15 protein-coding genes are annotated in these 18030 nt (G+C 52.4%); 9 read left to right on the forward strand and 6 right to left on the reverse strand.

The features are described from left to right. Positions 1-12: 12 nt before the first annotated feature. Positions 13-1113: a D-alanine--D-alanine ligase gene (gene ddlA / locus AB182_RS20070; RefSeq protein ID WP_047371634.1), complete on the forward strand. Its 1101-nt coding sequence runs from the start codon at positions 13-15 to the stop codon at positions 1111-1113. Here the strand turns inward: ddlA and AB182_RS20075 are convergent. Then, positions 1110-1346 (reverse strand): DUF2754 family protein, encoded by a 237-nt coding sequence (locus tag AB182_RS20075; RefSeq protein WP_047371635.1) that lies wholly within the window; start codon positions 1344-1346, stop codon positions 1110-1112. The two genes, ddlA and AB182_RS20075, sit on opposite strands and share 4 nt — an antisense overlap. A gap of 253 nt (positions 1347-1599) precedes the next feature. On the opposite strand from AB182_RS20075, the gene AB182_RS20080 reads away from it, so the two are divergent. Next, complete coding sequence (locus AB182_RS20080; RefSeq protein WP_047371636.1) at positions 1600-1902, forward strand: DUF2755 family protein; 303 nt, start codon at positions 1600-1602, stop codon at positions 1900-1902. Here AB182_RS20080 and AB182_RS20085 read toward each other — a convergent pair. The 3 genes from AB182_RS20085 to AB182_RS20095 all read right to left on the reverse strand — a co-directional run bounded on the left by AB182_RS20085 (position 1899) and on the right by AB182_RS20095 (position 4922). Beyond that, the gene (locus AB182_RS20085; RefSeq protein WP_047371637.1) at positions 1899-3026 is read right to left on the reverse strand and encodes a DUF1615 domain-containing protein; all 1128 of its coding nucleotides are present in this window, start codon (positions 3024-3026) and stop codon (positions 1899-1901) included. The two genes, AB182_RS20080 and AB182_RS20085, sit on opposite strands and share 4 nt — an antisense overlap. Before the next feature lie 13 nt (positions 3027-3039). After that, positions 3040-4260 (reverse strand): peptide antibiotic transporter SbmA, encoded by a 1221-nt coding sequence (sbmA, locus tag AB182_RS20090; RefSeq protein ID WP_047371638.1) that lies wholly within the window; start codon positions 4258-4260, stop codon positions 3040-3042. Positions 4261-4388: 128 nt separating this feature from the next. Further along, a complete protein-coding gene (locus AB182_RS20095; RefSeq protein WP_047371639.1) occupies positions 4389-4922 on the reverse strand; it encodes an isochorismatase family protein in 534 nt (177 codons plus the stop codon). A gap of 196 nt (positions 4923-5118) precedes the next feature. Here AB182_RS20095 and ampH point away from each other — a divergent pair, with 196 nt between their 5' ends. Beyond that, positions 5119-6276: a D-alanyl-D-alanine-carboxypeptidase/endopeptidase AmpH gene (ampH, locus tag AB182_RS20100; RefSeq protein WP_047371640.1), complete on the forward strand. Its 1158-nt coding sequence runs from the start codon at positions 5119-5121 to the stop codon at positions 6274-6276. A gap of 17 nt (positions 6277-6293) precedes the next feature. Here the strand turns inward: ampH and AB182_RS20105 are convergent, their stop codons facing one another. Then, entirely contained in the window at positions 6294-6920 is a 627-nt protein-coding gene (locus AB182_RS20105; protein WP_047371641.1) for a helix-turn-helix domain-containing protein, read from the reverse strand. 94 nt (positions 6921-7014) lie between these two features. Continuing rightward, entirely contained in the window at positions 7015-9855 is a 2841-nt protein-coding gene (locus tag AB182_RS20110) for an autotransporter outer membrane beta-barrel domain-containing protein (RefSeq protein WP_047371642.1), read from the reverse strand. Between the two features lie 467 nt (positions 9856-10322). Between AB182_RS20110 and hemB the strand changes: the two genes are divergently transcribed. The 6 genes from hemB (at position 10323) to AB182_RS20140 (ending at position 17922) form a co-directional block, all read left to right on the forward strand. Beyond that, a complete protein-coding gene (hemB, locus tag AB182_RS20115) occupies positions 10323-11294 on the forward strand; it encodes a porphobilinogen synthase (RefSeq protein ID WP_047371643.1) in 972 nt (323 codons plus the stop codon). Positions 11295-11426: 132 nt separating this feature from the next. Further along, on the forward strand, positions 11427-13145 hold the full coding sequence (locus AB182_RS20120; protein WP_047371644.1) for a lysophospholipid acyltransferase family protein: 1719 nt from the start codon (positions 11427-11429) through the stop codon (positions 13143-13145). Between the two features lie 173 nt (positions 13146-13318). Beyond that, positions 13319-13948 (forward strand): response regulator transcription factor, encoded by a 630-nt coding sequence (locus AB182_RS20125; RefSeq protein WP_047371645.1) that lies wholly within the window; start codon positions 13319-13321, stop codon positions 13946-13948. Further along, complete coding sequence (locus AB182_RS20130) at positions 13948-15489, forward strand: MASE1 domain-containing sensor histidine kinase (protein WP_047371646.1); 1542 nt, start codon at positions 13948-13950, stop codon at positions 15487-15489. The genes AB182_RS20125 and AB182_RS20130 overlap by 1 nt, the downstream gene beginning before the upstream one ends. Positions 15490-15575: 86 nt before the next feature. Continuing rightward, complete coding sequence (uhpC, locus tag AB182_RS20135) at positions 15576-16886, forward strand: MFS transporter family glucose-6-phosphate receptor UhpC (RefSeq protein ID WP_047371647.1); 1311 nt, start codon at positions 15576-15578, stop codon at positions 16884-16886. A gap of 4 nt (positions 16887-16890) precedes the next feature. Beyond that, positions 16891-17922, forward strand: coding sequence for an ABC transporter substrate-binding protein (locus AB182_RS20140; RefSeq protein WP_047371648.1), 1032 nt, complete (start codon positions 16891-16893; stop codon positions 17920-17922). Positions 17923-18030 lie beyond the last annotated feature (108 nt).

The following is an 18030-nucleotide window of genomic DNA, read 5'->3' on the forward strand; positions in this document are numbered from 1 at the left end:
GTGAAAGTTGAGATGGCAAAACTGCGGGTAGGGGTCGTGTTCGGCGGCAAGTCGGCTGAACATGAAGTGTCGCTGCAATCGGCAAAAAATATTGTCGATGCAATGGATAAATCGCGTTTCGATGTAGTACTGCTGGGGATCGATAAACAGGGTCAGTGGCATATCAACGACGCGAATAATTATCTACAAAATGCCAGCGATCCGGCGCGAATTGCACTTAATCCCTCTGAAAGCAGCGTTGCGCTGGTACCAGGACAACCGTCACAGCAACTGATGAATGCCAGTGATGCTAAGCCCTTTGCGCAAGTGGATGTGATTTTCCCGATCGTTCATGGTACGCAGGGTGAAGACGGCACGCTACAGGGCCTGCTGCGCATGGCAAATCTGCCTTTTGTTGGTTCCGATGTTCTGGGTTCCGCCGCCTGTATGGACAAAGACGTGACCAAACGCCTTCTGCGTGATGCAGGTCTCGCCATCGCGCCGTTTGTCACCTTAACCCGCAGCAATCGCGATCGTATTCCTTTTGCTGAGATACAGGCGAAGCTTGGGCTGCCTCTGTTTGTGAAACCCGCCAACCAGGGCTCCTCCGTCGGCGTCAGTAAGGTCACCAGCGAAGCGCAATACCATGCCGCCGTCAGCCTGGCATTCGAATTTGACCATAAAGTGGTTGTCGAAACAGGTATCATCGGTCGCGAGATCGAATGTGCGGTGCTGGGCAATGACGATCCGCAGGCCAGCACCTGTGGCGAAATCGTGCTTAACAGCGAGTTTTACGCCTACGACACCAAATACATTGACGATAATGGTGCTCAGGTGGTTGTCCCAGCGGCAATCGCGCCCGAAGTGAACGATCATATACGTGCCATCGCTATCCAGGCTTATCAGACGCTGGGCTGCGCCGGAATGGCGCGGGTCGACGTATTCCTGACGCCTGACAACGAAGTGATCATCAATGAGATCAACACATTGCCCGGTTTCACCAATATCAGCATGTATCCGAAACTGTGGCAGGCGAGTGGTCTCGGCTATACCGATCTGATCACGCGCCTGATTGAACTGGCCCTGGCGCGCCATCAAGCTGATAGCGCGCTGAAAAGCTCGATGAACGGTTAATCCTGCGTTTTTTCTTCCTCATTCGCCGCTTCTTCGTTTTCTTCGGGGCGGCGGCGAATAATAAATCCGGCAAGCCAGAAACTGATAACCCAGGTTACAAGCCCGACGGCATAGTTTTGCCAGCCTTTCGTTTCAAAACCCAGCAAACCCACAACGCCATTCAGAATAAAGATCAAACCAATCGCAAACGCATAGTAATGCCAGTCACGGCGTATTTTTGAAGGCAGCTTCATGACAACTCCGGCAATAAAAACGCCATCCTCGCATATTTGTCATGGCCCGTCTGTGGCATATGCGGAAATTCTGAAATGTTAATTCAGTAATCAAAATGTTACGGAAATGTGAGCACGCACAAAATTTACACATCGGGAATCATTCCCGGTGCGAAATTATCACCATTCCGATGTTGACAATTTAACCGACCTGTCAAAATTACATCGATTCACTGGCACTGAGCCAACGTAATTAAACGTAGCGGAGGTCTATATGGCTGACTTTACCCTGTCGAAACCCTTTTCGGGTAAAAAAACTCGCGACGCCTCTACGCCCGGTAATATCGCTTATGCCGTGTTTGTGCTGCTCTGCTTCTGGGCGGGCGCGCAGCTGCTTAACCTGTTGGTGCATGCGCCCGGGGTTTTTGAACATTTGATGCAGATGCAGGACACCAGCCGACCACATGTCGAGATGGGGTTTGGCGTCGGCACCATTTTTGGTCTGGTGCCTTTCCTGATTGGCAGCGCATTTCTGGGCGTGATTGCCCTGGTATTGCGCTGGCGACGCCATCATTAGTTTTTCAACATACATTGCGCCCGGCGGTCATCGACACGCTTCGCAAACCAGGCGGTTGTCAGGTTGCGTGTGATCTTCGGGCTCTCCAGTTGGATCCCCGGTAGCATTTCGCGCGGTAACGTCTTCCCGGCCTTCTGTTCGGCCAGACGGTAAACATCCTGGTATAACGTCGTTTTTTCTAAGGCAATGCTGTCGCCGGTTTGTAACTGGCGGCGGATATCTCTGTCGCTCATCCCGAGTTTTGCCTCCAGTTTTCTGGCCGCCAGTTCTGTTGCTCCTGCATCGCTACTGCCGTACTGAATCAGATCGCCATCCAGCGCCAGTTTAACGCCGGTGGCTTTGCTTAGCGCATTCTGAAACGCCGCATTACGGCTGGCGTAATGTCCGGCATTAAAATCAGCAAAGCGGTAAAGGGGGGCTGTGTAATTGGCCGGATAATTGAGTAAGTGGTATGTGCCAAACCACAGGCCGCCGCGACGGGTAAAGACCTCTTGTCGCACCGAGCCTTCCATTTTCCACGGGTAGCCGTTGGTGTGCTTCTCGGCAAACGCAACGCTGACTTGCATAGGCCCACCGGTATGCACCGGGTTATAAGAACCAAAGAGCGTCTGCCCCATCGGGACGACGCTGATAAAATCATCGAAAATTTCACTCAGCTGTTTTTCGGTTTTGACCTTGTCCAGCCGCTCGCTATAGCTTTTGCCATTGGGCGATTCAATTTTCAGCGCGGTGTGCACCAGGGCAAGTGGGATATGTAAACGTGCCGCGCGACGGTCAATCTCTTTCCAGGCAATTTTATTCAACCCGGGTACCACTGGATCGGCCTGATAGTTAGATTCCTGCTGCGCGACCGCCAGCACCGAACAGATATTTTCCAGCGTCGGTGCAATCGACTGACTCGAAAAGGTGGTGGCAATATCTTGCGCCCACGCATCCCGGTCTTTCACACTTGCGGGCATTTTTTCTCTGACCACGCTCGCCACATCACGGGGTTTTTCCGCTTCGCCCTCCTTCGCCTCTTTCCCCGCACTGGTCGTGTTTTTTGGTGTTGTACAACCGGCGAGAATCATTCCCGCCAGTAGTGTCATTGTGGTCGCGATAAGACGCGGCGCGCAAACAGACATATCGTTCCTTGCATTAACTGAAAGTGTTGGTCATTTGCGATGCTGGCGGTGCATTCAACTCGCTTTCAAAGCTACGCAAACGTTTATAGATGGACATCAGTTCCACCAGTGTGGTCCAGGAGGAGATCAGATACTGGAATGAGCTGCGTACCTGCTCAAACACGTTTGTGATTTGGCGCATCAGACCAAAAGTAATGGCCCCGGCGGCGATGGTCGGGAAAAGTACGACCAGGCCGAACACCACATCCACCTGCAGGTACAAAATACGGGCGATGTTGAAATACGTATAGTGGAAATAAAGACGGAAATAGTTACGGCGAACGGCAGAAAAGAGCTCTTTCACCGTATGCGGTTTGGCGCGGTTGACATCATCTTCGCCATACACCAGCTCTTTACGATATGCAGCTTCCACGCGCTGATTTTTGAACTCCAGCCCCGGCAGTTTAATCCCGACAAATGCCAGTAAAAAGGTTCCTGAGAGAGCCCAGGCAATAGACGCAATCACCAGGCCATATGGCAGATGCCCTATCAGTGGCAATTCCTCTACGTGTGGCGACAGTGCCACCAGAACCGGCAAAAAAGCAATCAGCGTCATGACGGCATTGATAAAGCTAACCCCCATGTCTTCAAGCGTAGACGCAAAACGCATGGTGTCTTCCTGAACGCGCTGCGCCGCCCCTTCGATATGGCGCAACTGATCCCAGTGCTCCATATAAAATTCGTTCATGGCTGTACGCCAGCGAAAGACATAATGGCTCACAAAGAAGTTGTTGAGCACCGCGACGGTTACCGCAATCAGTGCGATCCATAAAAAGACGCCAATTTCACTGTAAAGCTGACCAATACTGACTTTATTCGGCGCGCTGAGTGCCTTTTGAATAAGATCGTAAAATGGCGCGTACCAGGCGTTAATCGCGACGTTGATTTCCACCAGAAACCAGGTCACAAAAATGATTAAAGCCGTTCCAAGAATTGACCAGCGCTGCCAGCGATGCGGGGCGTAGAAAAACCAGAAGAGCGCAAAGAGGCCGACGCTAAATGCGTAGTAGGCATAAAACAGCAGGAAGTTCAGGGACCAGAAGCGCGCAGCGCTGATGGGAACATCCTCAGAAGCGCCAACCAGCCGCATTATCCAGGCTTGCCCACCGGCCTGCCAGAAAACGACTGCGATCAGTGCCCAAATAAAGGCCGAGAGAAAGAACAGCTTCGGCTTTGGGAAAAAAGACTTAAACATAATACTCTCCTGCTCACTTCTTATTTTTTGTGCGTCGCTCATACGGCACACAACGCTTCCCCACCGCAGGAGATGCCTGCGGAAGCGTGCGTTGTGAGAACTGTAGAATCAGACCTGAGCGTAACGCCTTAGTTCGTTTGCCACTCGTGAAGAATTGTTTCGACGGGTTTCACAAAAACGGGGTTATCCGGCACCGTAAGTGTGCGCCAGACTTCATTATAATGGGCGATTAACGTTTCAGCCGGGGCCGCTGGTCGGTTGGCTGTCGTATGGGCATCTCCGGCCACGGTGATAGCATATCCCCGGCTGGCTCCGTTTTTTAATGTGGTATCAAGACAATAATCGGTCGCGCAGCCGCATATGACGAATGCCGATATATCATGCTCGGATAAAACATCCGCCAGACGGGTCCGGTAAAAGCCGTCACAGGCGGTTTTGGTGACATACAATGCGTTATCAGGCTGGTAAAGATCGGGCAGCAACTGGAATCCCTCGCTCCCCTCTTCCAGACCACCATTTTCGATGTGCTGGATGAAGATCACCGTATCTGCGGCATGTGTAAGCTTATTAATCTGTGTTACACACTCTTCTTGTCGTAGACGTGGCGTCGCAAAAACCCCGTTTTGCATATCCACGACCATCACCACTCGCTTACCTGACATTGCTCGCCTCCAGAAATTCGCTGCGGAAAGAAAAAGGGTATCACAACGAAGCGGCTATTTTGCGATGCGGAAAAAAGTTCATGTTTACCCCTCGTTACGTTATTTAGCGAATTAATGCGCTTTTCGGTGCTTTGAAATAGGCCGCCTGGTAGTATAAATACGCATTATTCACTTCTTTCATTTACGGATGCTTTCGTTGAAACGTTGTTTGTTTTTCTCTGCGACGCTGTGCGCGTTAACACTGACTTCCGCTCATGCAGCACAACAGTCGCCCGATGCTGTCTTCGCGTCTGATATTGTTGATCGTTACGCCAACCATATTTTTTATGGCAGTGGCGCAACAGGGATGGCGATGGTAGCGATTGATGGTAATCAGCGAGTATTCAGAAGCTTTGGTGAAACGCGTCCCGGTTCGAACGTTCGTCCGCAACTGGACTCGGTTATCCGCATTGCCTCGCTCTCCAAGCTTATGACCAGCGAAATGCTGGTGAAGCTCCTCGATCAGGGCGTAGTGAAACTCAACGATCCGTTAAGCAAATATGCGCCTCCGGGTGCGCGCGTGCCAACTTATCAGGGAGCGCCGATTACGCTGGTTAACCTGGCGACACATACCAGCGCACTGCCGCGTGAACAACCGGGCGGTGCGGCGAAGCGTACCGTGTTTACCTGGCCGACCCGTACAGAGCGCTGGAACTGGCTCTCTACAGCGACATTAAAATCTGCACCAGGAACCCAGGCTGCGTATTCTAACCTGGCGTTTGATCTGTTGGCCGACGCCCTGGCAAATGCAGCGGGTAAACCGTACCCTCAGCTTTTCGAAGAGCAGATTACGCGCCCCCTGGGGATGAAAGACACAACGTTTACGCCATCGCCTGACCAGTGCCGTCGTCTGATGGTGGCAGAAAAAGGCGCGAGTCCGTGTGATAACACCCTGGCAGCCATTGGCAGCGGCGGTGTCTATTCAACGCCAGGTGATATGATGCGCTGGATGCAACAATTCCTCTCCTCCGATTTTTACAGCCGTAATAGCCAGGCGGATCGGATGCAGACGTTGATCTATCAGCGCAATCAGCTCACACGGGTTGTCGGGATGGATGTGCCGGGTAAAGCCGATGCGTTAGGCCTGGGCTGGGTCTATATGGCGCCGAAAGATGGACATCCGGGAATTATTCAGAAAACGGGTGGCGGCGGTGGTTTCATTACTTATATGGCGATGATCCCACAAAGTAATGTCGGCGTGTTCGTGGTGATCACACGTTCCCCGTTGACGCGTTTCGTTAATATGAGCGATGGCGTAAACGACCTGGTCAGCGAGTTAAGCAACAATAAGCCAGTGATGACACCATCGTCCTGATTTATCAAGACCGTCACTCAATACTCATAAGGCAAGCGGTTAATCTTTGACAGCTTGCCTTTATACATTTCGATATAGTTTCCTCTACGGAGTGCCGACAGCACTTCGGCAATGACAGAGCGGGAAATGCCCGTTCGTCGTTGTATATACTGCAAAACGCCCACCTGCGCCCGCAGTGGTTCGTCCCAGTCTGACATCGTTAAAAGTGATGCCCGAATCTGATCGTAAGTACTGCTGCCAATGAGCTGACAATCCCGTGTTTCGGCAATACGGTGCCACCAGGTCAACCAGGCGAAAGCTTCCCGCCAGCGCTGGTGTTTCTCTACAAGTGTCATGGCTAAATCTGAAGGCAAATAATACCCTGAGCATTTATTTTGCGCGGTATAGATGTATTCGGACGGCCGCTGAATAAGGCCAGTACTGAGCCCTTTGATAAACGGCGCTTTGGCAATGCCCAATAATACATTGTTAAATTTGCGGCTAATGGCAATTTCACCCTGATGAAGAATAAGGGTCACGTTATTGGGGTCAATATTTTCGAACGTTAAAACAGTCTCATTAGGCAATTCGAAAGGCATACCATAGGGGGAAAAACATTCATCCAATAAATACAATTCCGCCAGCGGCTTGTCTAATGCAATCATTCATATCCCTTGTAAAATAAAATTCCCGCCAATCCGTGGCGGGAATTTGGATACTGATAAAATAGCAGGGAAATCATATTCCCTGCTACATTTATTACCAGGTGTATTTCACGCCAACTTTTGCACCCCAATCCTGCTCAACGTCGCCGCCGCCCAGGTAGTTCACATCAGTGTAAGCGCTGAAGTTTTTGGTGAAACTGAACTGCGTACCCAGACCAACGCGAACTGCGGAACCTTCAACACCGTTGTCGATGGAATCGCCATTCACTTTAGCTTTGTTGTTGGAATCATCGTAAACATAAGCCAGGTTGAAGTACGGCGTCAGGGCCTGGTCGCTACCGTAAGTGAAGGTATAACCCGTGTTCACGCCCAGTTCATAACGCAGGCTGTCGTAATCCTGATCGCCTGCTTTCATGCCGTTGCTCAGACGGTAGTTATCACCAGACTGGAACAGACCGGAGATTCCTGCATACGGAGTTACATAACCTTTGTCGTTCACTTTCCAGTCATAACCGAGTTTCAGACCGAAGCCCCATGCTGACGTAGATGAGTCGCCAGTCACATGCTGACCATTACTCATAGTTGCAGTCAGATCGTTAGAGAAACGGCTGTAGCTCAGGTTACCATCCAGGAAGACATCGTTAGCAAAACGCGCAGAAGAGTAGATGTAGGCCGACTGGCTGTCCTGATCGACTTTGCCAGTGCGATGATTCACATCACCTTTTGCAAAGCCAGCCGCTGCACCGACGGTCCATTTCGCGTTATTGCCGTCAACAAGGCTATCCACACCCACCATGATGCCGCTAACTTCCTGATCGTAGTTGATCACGCCGTTGTCGCCATTCAGGCTGCCACCGAAGTAGCTGACCCATGCGCCGCCGTTATCAACCAGACCGTGGCGACCATTGGTCAGACGGGTAGACAGAGTATCCTGTTGCAGATTCCAGATGTTGGTATTTGCAGAAGGAATGCTCAGCGCCATGTTCGCGTAGTCGGTCAGCTCCATCTGGCGCAGAACAACGGTATTACCCTTTTGTTCTGCCTGATAGGTATATGCACCGAGGTCAGCTTTGTTTGCTGCGCTGAAGGTTGCTTTGGTATTTGCATCGTTGACGTAGATAAGTTCTTTACCTTTGTAGTCAGCGATACGGCCCGCGCCGGTAGAGTTGTCGATACGGACTTTGTAATTACCGCTTGCTGCAACTACATTGTCATTCGCATCGTAAACGCTGAATTCCTGGTCGGCATTATTGAGATTACCATTACCGTTGACGGTCAGGTGACCATCAGAATTCATAGCGATAATACCGTAACCATACGTTGGGTCAGACTTGTGTTTCGTATTGGTATGGGCGTTGACCAGGTCGGCATCTAATACGTAGTCACTGCTATTGATGTCAAATACACCACCATGTGTCAGTTCCATGGTATTCGTACCAAACGCACGAGCTTCATACGCACCAGCACCAATACTGAACTCACCGCCGTTAGACACGGTGATGGTATTCGCATACAGCCAGGTAGTTTCGTTATTCAGATCGACGGTACTGTAGCTGTCAACAGTCAAATGGTCGGTTGAGACCTGACCGCCAGAGCTCAGGTTCATCGCTGAACCATTGGTCAATTTAATGCTGTCAGCCAACAGAGTAGAACCGTTTGCTACGTCAACATGAGAACCGTTATTCACGGTCAGGGTATCGATATTTGAACGATTAACGGTATTCCAGTGGGAACCATTATTCAGCGCAACATTGAACAGGCCGCTCTGGAAGGTTTTGTTATCAACAACGTTGCCCCATTTGTCATAGGTCGAATCCGGCTCCAGGCTGTTAACTGCAACGTCATACATAGTTGCCGGACCAATCGCATCATAGCTAAAGATTGCCGCACCGGTCCATTTACTGCCGTTGTCCAGCGTGATGTTCAGTTCGTCAACATTCAGACCATCGTCAATCCAGCCGCCGTTGGTATCGAGCACACCATCATTGTTTGAATCATGACCATTCGCGTAGAAGTTGGCATTCCATCTGCTATTGAAAACAACATCGCCTCTCAGCGTTGAGTTGCTGAGCGACACATTGTTTTTCATTGCATAGTTGGATGCGGAATTATCAGCGAAAGAAAGCGCAACATCGTTAGAACCGCCACTACCAGTATAATCGCTCGGCTCGGCAGAGTTGCCATAAAAACCGTTGTTTTCCAGCGGATCATACGAACCCGACGTCACCGTGGAATCTACAACAACAATGTTATTGTCCCAGGTATGGGATTCGGTGGTGTAACCCGTATTAGAGGTGTCGCCCTGAGACAGCGCAATACCTGCAACGCGAGAGTTTTTGGTAATATTGATATTACTTTCAACATCCAGCGTTACCGCAGTACCTAAATAAGCATAATCGGCGGTACGATAATCTTTTGATACCGTTTTGCTGTCGCCATCAAGGTAGGTGTCGGTGAAATAGAAGTATTCGTAATCGTCATCAATGGTTGAGTTTTCAATATTCAGAGTGAATACATCGCCGTCATGCCATTTATAATCAACGTCAGTTCCATTCGTCCAACCATAACCATCATGATCATAAACTTTTTGGGACGTAATCATACCGTGAATTGTTGAATTCTTAACGGTCAGCGTATTTGCAGTACCATCGGTATAATCATGATTCAAGTAATACGTGGAGAGAATACCGTTTACCACATCGCCGCTAAAGGTTTGGTCATAAGCACCATCAGCCGCGTTATTATAGATATAACCATAATAAGAGATGTAATTAAGCTTATCGGCGTTAGTCCAGTCATCCCAGCTAAACGCAGTGGTAGTGTCGTCATGATACCCGAAGGTATTATACGTCGTCGCCTGAGCCTGAGAAGCGATTGCCAACGTGCAGGCTAATGCTAATTGAGATACTACAAGTTTCTTTTTCCACGAGTGCATTTGTCATCCCTCCTCAGGGACATTATCGTTGGTCCATCAATTATTAATGCATCAAATGCAATAAAATTATTTGCGGGGAAATTATGCCGTAGAAAAAGAAAATGGTTCAATTAAAGTTCACGTAAAGTCCGGATTCAGACTTATTAAGTAAGAAATTAAAAAATCAGAATATAACAAGATAGCAAACACATCCAAATCAACAAGATAGAAAAAAGCCACTATCTAATCATCAATTAAAAATTCATTTATACATTTTATAGGAAATAGAACCACCGACAATAAGACATATAACATCACAACAAAAAATAAACACCGCCAATTAAAATTGAACGGATGAATGACTTAAACCTCAGCAATATCCTTGCTTCCCCCGCAATATCCCGTCACCTTAACGCCGATTTTGGTGAAACATACTGGTCACTTTTCGGATACAATGTCCCCTCTGTTCCTAAGACATCAGGCAAATCATGACCGACTTAATCACCCGCCCGCGCCGCCTGCGCAAATCTGCCTCGCTCCGCGCTATGTTCGAAGAGACAACACTCACTCTGAACGATCTGGTGTTGCCTATCTTTGTTGAAGAAGAGATCGACGATTACAAAGCCATCAATGCCATGCCCGGCGTGCTGCGTATTCCGGAAAAATACCTTGCCCGCGAAATCGAGCGCATTGCTAAAGCAGGCATTCGTTCCGTGATGACGTTTGGTATTTCTCATCATACGGATGCCACGGGTAGCGATGCCTGGCAGGAAAACGGCCTGGTGGCGCGCATGTCGCGCATCGCCAAAGACGCGGTGCCGGAGATGATCGTCATGTCGGATACCTGTTTCTGTGAGTACACCTCGCATGGTCATTGCGGCGTACTTTGCGACCACGGCGTCGACAATGACGCAACGCTGATTAATCTCGGGAAACAGGCGGTGGTTGCTGCCGCTGCTGGCGCTGATTTTATTGCCCCCTCCGCCGCAATGGACGGTCAGGTGCAGGCGATTCGCCAGGCGCTTGATGCTGCGGGCTTTACCGACACCGCCATCATGTCCTATTCCACTAAATTCGCGTCGTCATTCTACGGCCCATTCCGTGAAGCCGCCGGTACTGCGCTGAAAGGCGATCGTAAAACCTACCAGATGAGCCCGATGAACCGTCGTGAAGCGATCCGCGAGTCGCTGATTGATGAAGCCGAGGGGGCTGACTGCCTGATGGTCAAACCGGCTGGCGCTTACCTTGATATCCTGCGCGATATCCGTGAGCGCACCACGTTACCGCTGGGTGCTTATCAGGTGAGTGGTGAGTACGCAATGATCAAATTCGCCGCGCAAGCCGGCGCCATTGACGAAGATAAAGTCGTACTGGAAAGCCTGGGCGCCATTAAACGCGCCGGTGCCGATTTGATCTTCAGCTACTTCGCTCTCGACCTCGCGGAACGTAAGATTTTGTAAGCCCTCAGGCCCGGCGCGGCTGCCGGGCCTGCTCTCCCTCGTTTCCCCCGTATTATCATTTATTCATAAAGCTGAAATGCAACTGTCATCCGGCACTTCTACTGTCATCGCAAGACGGCAGGAGGAGCCACCATGTTTAGTCTCGACAATGTACTCGACGACCTCTGGCCACAGGCCAAACCCGCGCCCTGGCAAAAGAACCTGCTCAGGCGTTTGTTATACGAACAAGAGTTCCAGCAGTTCGCTGCAAACCATCCCCATCTGAAAGGGCTGGATATGGTGGAACAGGTTCTGGAGCATCTACAAATTCGCTGCACTATCCCCGCCTACGATCTTGAACAAATCCCCGAACAAGGCCCCCTGGTGATTATCGCCAACCACCCGACAGGCACGCTGGACGGTCTGGCACTGATGTATGCGGTTTCCCGCGTGCGTCGCGATGTAAAAGTCGTCACCAACCGTATGCTGAGCCATCTGGAACCCCTCAGTTCGCTGTTTATTCCGGTGGACAATATGGGTGGAGGTCGCACCCGCAAAGCCTCGTTGCAGCAGATGGAAGCCCAGTTGCAGAACGGCGGCGCACTGATCTTCTTCCCGGCAGGTGAGGTGTCACGTTTGACCCGTAAAGGCATCCGCGACGGTAAATGGCACCCAGGCTTTATCAAACTGGCGACCAAATTCCGCGCACCGCTATTGCCGGTATGGATCAACGCCCGCAACAGTCCCCTCTTTTACGCCAGCGCCTTACTGTCTGATACGCTGCCAATGCTACTTCTGATGCAGCAGATGTTCCGTCGCCGTGGTACCCCACTGCCCATTACCATCGGTCAGCGCATTGCGTGGGACAGTTGGCATTCAACCTCACTATCCCCACGCGATCTGGCGGATAAATGCCGCAAACACGTGCGGCGCCTGGGTAAAAAAGCGCCGGGCGTATTTAGAACCGAGTGTGCAATCCCCCGCCCGGAAGACAGAGCCACGCTGCGCCGGGAACTCAGCCGGGCGGAGTGTCTGGGTCGCACCGCTGATGGCAAAATCATTTACCTCTGGCAGCGTCAGGGGCAAGAAGATGCGCCGTTGCTGCGTGAGCTGGGCCGCCTGCGCGAAATCGCGTTCCGCGCGGTGGGTGAAGGGAGTGGCAAACGTCGCGACACGGATCGTTATGATGACGACTACCTGCATCTGATCTTATGGGATGACAGCGATCTGGAGATTGTCGGCGCGTACCGCTTTATGCCCACGGCACGTCAGGTGGAAGCACATGGTCCGCAAGGGCTGTACAGCTATAGCCTGTTCCATTACGACGAGCGGATGTCTGAGGTGTTACAGCACGGTATCGAACTGGGGCGCAGCTTTATTCAGCCGCGTTACTGGGGACGCCGCGGTCTTGATTATCTATGGTCGGGCATTGGTGCATACTTAGCGCGTTATCCGCAGTACCGCTATCTGTTCGGCCCGGTCTCGATTTCCGGCGGCTTCCCTCCTGCCGCACGGGATTTACTGGTCGCCTTTTATCGCCTGTGGTTTCCGGCAAACTGGCCGCTGGCTGAATCGCGTCGCCCATGGCCTGCCACGCTTCCTGACGTCCTTGCCCAGTTTACGGGCGAAGATTACACCGAAGATTTGACGCGCCTGAAATCGCTGTTGGGCAACCTGGGCTGCGGCATTCCGCCGCTGTACAAACAGTATTCTGAGTTGTGCGAACCCGGCGGCGTGCAGTTTATCGATTTTGGCTGCGACCCGGACTTCAATAACTGCGTGGATGGGCTGGTGCTGGTGGATTTAACGTACCTGAAAGCGAACCGCTACGAACGTTATATCGCCACCCATCTTAACGACACGGCGGCCTGACACCCCGGACGGACCCTTGCAGGCCAGGGACGGCCTCAGCAGACGCCCCCCTCTTCTTTTCTGTGGCACGCTAAATATTGCAATTTTGTTACATCGGTTACATATCGCAGACCAGAGCATTGCCACGCCCGAACCAGACGGCATCATGACGTTTTACCCGGTGAGAGTGCGTTATGATTCGTGTGGTTCTGGTGGATGATCATGTGGTGGTGCGTTCGGGCTTCGCCCAATTGCTCGGCCTTGAAGAGGATCTCAGCGTCAGTGGGCAATACAGCACCGCCGCTGAAGCCTGGCCTGCGCTATTAAAAAACGATGTGGATGTCGCCGTACTGGATGTTGCCATGCCGGATGAAAATGGCCTGAGTTTGCTAAAACGTCTGCGGGTCCAGCGGCCCGATTTTCGCGCCATTATCCTGAGTATTTATGACACCCCCGCCTTCGTGCAAAGCGCGCTGGATGCCGGTGCCAGTGGTTATCTGACCAAACGCTGCGGCCCGGAAGAACTGGTGCGAGCGGTGCGCTCCGTCGGTCTTGGCGGCCATTACCTTTGCGCTGATGCGCTAAAAGCGCTGCGCGGCGGGATCGAGCCAGTCAAAGTTCTGGCATCTCTGACACCGCGTGAGCGGGAAGTGTTTGATTTACTGGTGAAGGGTGACAGCGTCAAAGAGATCGCCTTCAAACTCGATCTCAGCCATAAAACCGTGCATGTTCACCGCGCCAACGTGCTGGGAAAACTGAACTGCGCCACCACCATTGAGCTGGTCCATTTTGCGCTTAATCATAACCTGCTGGCGAATCACTGATGTCGCGTTCACTGCGCCACTGGATCATCTCATTATTTATTGTTCTGGCCTGGGGACCGGGCTGGTTGATGCTGTGGACGCTCAGCTTCTATCTCACCCATAACGGCCAACAGGCGGTGCTCTTCCTGCCGCATGGCGTGTATCTGGCGCTGCTGATTCTGCTCTCGCGTCGCTTCTGGCCAGCCTTATTGCTCCCACAATTAGCACTCATTTTCTGGCTTCACTGCGAGCAACTCCTTAGTGGCTACACGATGCTGGCTGCGCCCCTGATCGGCCTGCTTCCGGCACTCATGACGCAACATTTCTGGCACCGTTTTCCCCTTTACTGGCAGCGCCTTTCCCTGTTGTTGACGGCCGTAACCTGCAGCGCGTTATTACATACCCTGCTACTTGGCCCTTTTTTGCAAAGCCCCTTGCTGTTATTGGCCCTGGCCTCCTTCACCGGCGGCGTGCTGCTGACGCCCTTCGTCTATCTCATGTTTGAGTTCCTGCGTCAGCAACACCGCCATCACCTGCTTGGTCTCGATACGATCGCGCCGCCGTTACGTACCTCGCTCATCATCTGGTGTAGCCTCTTTTTTATTATCGGTATCGGCACACAAATGGTGCTGTCACCGCAGATAGAACGTCTGCTATTGATCGTGGTCTTTTTACCCAATGTGGTGATGGCGTGGAAGTTTGGCTGGCAGGGCGGCGTGCTGTCAGGCCTGCTCGGCAGTATGCTGATCACCATCGCCCGTCAGATTGGCGTGGGCTTTAGCGACCTGCTGGAGCTGGAAATTTTCCTCGCCACGCAGGCGCTGCTGGGTATTGGCCTGGGGATCGCCATCAGCCGCCAACAGCATCTGGCGCAAAACCTGCACCATTATCGCAAGCGGCTGGAGGCCGAATTACAGGCTCGCCGGGCCTTAACCGAAAAATTGATCCATACGGAAGAGGACACCCGCAAAAACCTAGCCCGCGAGCTACATGACGAAATTGGCCAGAACATTACCGCCATTCAAATCCAGTCACAGTTAGTGAAACGGGCAGGAGAAACGCCGCAGGCGCTGGAGGCGGCCAATCAGATAAACGAACTGTCCAGACGCATTCACCACTCCACCCGGCAACTGCTGCGTCAGCTTCGCCCGCCGGTGCTGGATGAGCTTTCCCTGCAAGAGGCGCTGCACCACCTGGTTAACGAATTTGCCTTCGCCGAGCGCGGGATTGTCTGCCATTTCGATTATCGACTCAGTTCGCCCCCTGCCAGCGAAACGCTGGTGTTTACCCTCTATCGTCTGCTGCAAGAATTGCTCAATAACGTCTGCAAACACGCCTGCGCCAGTGACGTACGCATCACCCTGAGTGAGCAAAACGGCCTCCTGCGTCTTGAAGTGCATGATAACGGCCTCGGTATCGCCGCAGAGAAAATGCCGGGCTTTGGTATCCAGGGAATGCGCGAGCGTGTCCACGCCCTGGGTGGCGAATTAATGCTCGAGTCGCGTCAGGGAACCCATGTAACTGTTAACTTGCCCACAATTTTGCAACAAAACCCGCTCTGACCAGGAAAAAGTCTTAGCCGCCTGGGGAGTTTCTCTCATCCGCTTTCGTTTGCGCTTACCTATAGTCAGCGCAACTGGAGACCGTTATGCATGCCATTTCATTCGCCGACATTGAACACCGTTACCGGGCCTGTCGCCCACGGTTACTGCTGTGCATGGTGGTGGGCTATGCAGCGTTTTACCTGACGCGCAAAAGTGTCAATTACGTGCTCCCGGCGCTGCAAAGCGATCTGGGGTTAGACAAAGGCGACATCGGACTGATGGGCTCACTGTTTTACCTCAGCTATGGCCTGTCGAAATTTGCCGCCGGGCTATGGCACGACAGCCACGGGCAACGCGCCTTTATGGGCTGCGGGCTGTTTGCCACCGGCTTGCTGAACGTGCTGTTCGCTTTCGGTGACGCATTGCCGCTGTTGTTGGTGGTCTGGACCTTAAACGGTTTTTTTCAGGGCTGGGGCTGGCCGCCCTGCGCTCGCTTGCTCACCCACTGGTATTCCCGCAATGAACGCGGCTTCTGGTGGGGATGCTGGAACATGTCCATCAATATTGGCGGGGCCGTTATTCCGTTGATATGTGCCTTTGCCGCCCACTGGTGGGGCTGGCAGGCCGCGATGCTGACACCAGGGATAATCAGCATGGCGCTCGGCGTCTGGCTGACAATGCAACTGCGGGGCACACCGCAGGAAGAAGGATTACCAAGCGTAGGCGAATGGCGGCATGACCCGCTGGAGCTGCGCCAGGAACAACAAAGCCCCCCAATGGGCTTATGGCAGATGTTACGCATCACCATGCTACGTAACCCGATGATCTGGCTGCTGGGCGTGTCGTATGTGCTGGTCTACCTGATCCGCATTGCGCTCAATGACTGGGGCAACATCTGGCTGGCGGAAAGCCACGGCGTCAATTTATTAAGCGCCAATGCCACGGTGATGCTGTTTGAGGTCGGCGGCCTGCTCGGCGCGCTGTTCGCGGGTTGGGGGTCCGACCTCCTGTTCAGCGGACAACGCGCACCGATGATTTTGCTCTTCACGCTGGGGCTGATTGTCTCCGTCGCCGCGCTTTGGCTGGCGCCGGTACATCACTACGCGTTGCTGGCGATGTGCTTTTTTACCGTAGGATTTTTTGTATTTGGTCCGCAAATGCTGATCGGTCTGGCCGCCGTGGAGTGTGGACATAAGGCAGCGGCAGGGTCGATTACCGGTTTTCTCGGGGTCTTTGCCTATATCGGCGCCGCGCTTGCGGGCTGGCCGCTGTCGCAGGTGATTGAACGTTACGGTTGGTCGGGGATGTTTAGTTTGCTCTCCGTTGCCGCCGTGTTGATGGGTTTACTTCTGATGCCCTTGCTGATGGTGGGCATTACGTCGTCTCGCAGTCCTACAACCTCACAGGAAGGATAAAACAATGAAAGTTACCCTGCTCTCTACCCTGGTGGCATCCGGTCTGGCGCTGGCAGCGCTCAGCGGCGTGGCAAAAGCAGAAGGTCGTCTGGTGGTCTACTGCAGCGCGACCAACGAAATGTGTGAATCGGAAACGCAGGCCTTTGGCGAAAAATATAATGTGAAGACGTCCTTCATCCGCAACGGTTCTGGCAGCACGCTGGCAAAAGTGGATGCAGAGAAGAAAAACCCGCAGGCGGATGTCTGGTACGGCGGCACGCTGGATCCTCAGTCCCAGGCCGGGGAAATGGGTCTCCTGCAGCCCTATAAATCTCCCAACCTGGAGCAGATCATGGAGAAATTCCGCGATCCGGCCAAAGTGAAAGGCAATCTCTCTTCCGCCGTTTATGTGGGCATTCTCGGTTTTGGCGTTAACACCCAGCGCCTGAAAGAGAAAAATCTGCCGATACCGAAGTGCTGGAAAGATCTGACGAAGCCAGAATACAAGAGCGAAATTCAAATCGCCGATCCGCAGAGTTCCGGCACCGCCTATACCGCGCTGGCAACCTTTGTTCAGTTGTGGGGAGAAGACCAGGCTTTCGATTACTTAAAACAGCTCAACGGCAATATCTCTCAATACACCAAATCCGGTATCGCCCCGGCACGTAACGCCGCGCGTGGCGAAACCGCCATTGGCATTGGCTTCCTGCATGACTACTCGCTGGAGAAAGAACAAGGCGCGCCGCTTGAACTGATTTCGCCCTGTGAAGGCACCGGCTACGAAATTGGCGGTATCAGTATCCTGAAAGGGGCACGTAACCTGGATAACGCGAAGCTGTTCGTTGACTGGGCGCTGTCAAAAGAGGCACAGGAGCTGGCATGGAAAAAGGGCAAGTCTTATCAGATTCTGACTAATACCACCGCCGAAACCTCGCCAAACTCGCTCAAGCTCGACGATCTGAAACTGATCAATTACGACATGGATAAATACGGTTCCACAGACATTCGTAAAGCACTCATCAACAAATGGGTTAGCGACGTGAAGATGGGCCAATAAGCCCACGCCCGGATCTACAGGCCCGCCTTCCCCTTCTCCCTGTGGGTGTACAGTCCGGAGACATAGTGAACGCTTGTTCGGGGACATGGTGGACACTTACAACTGAGG

The organism is Phytobacter ursingii, from assembly GCF_001022135.1.
Classification (GTDB): Bacteria; Pseudomonadota; Gammaproteobacteria; order Enterobacterales; family Enterobacteriaceae; genus Phytobacter; species Phytobacter ursingii.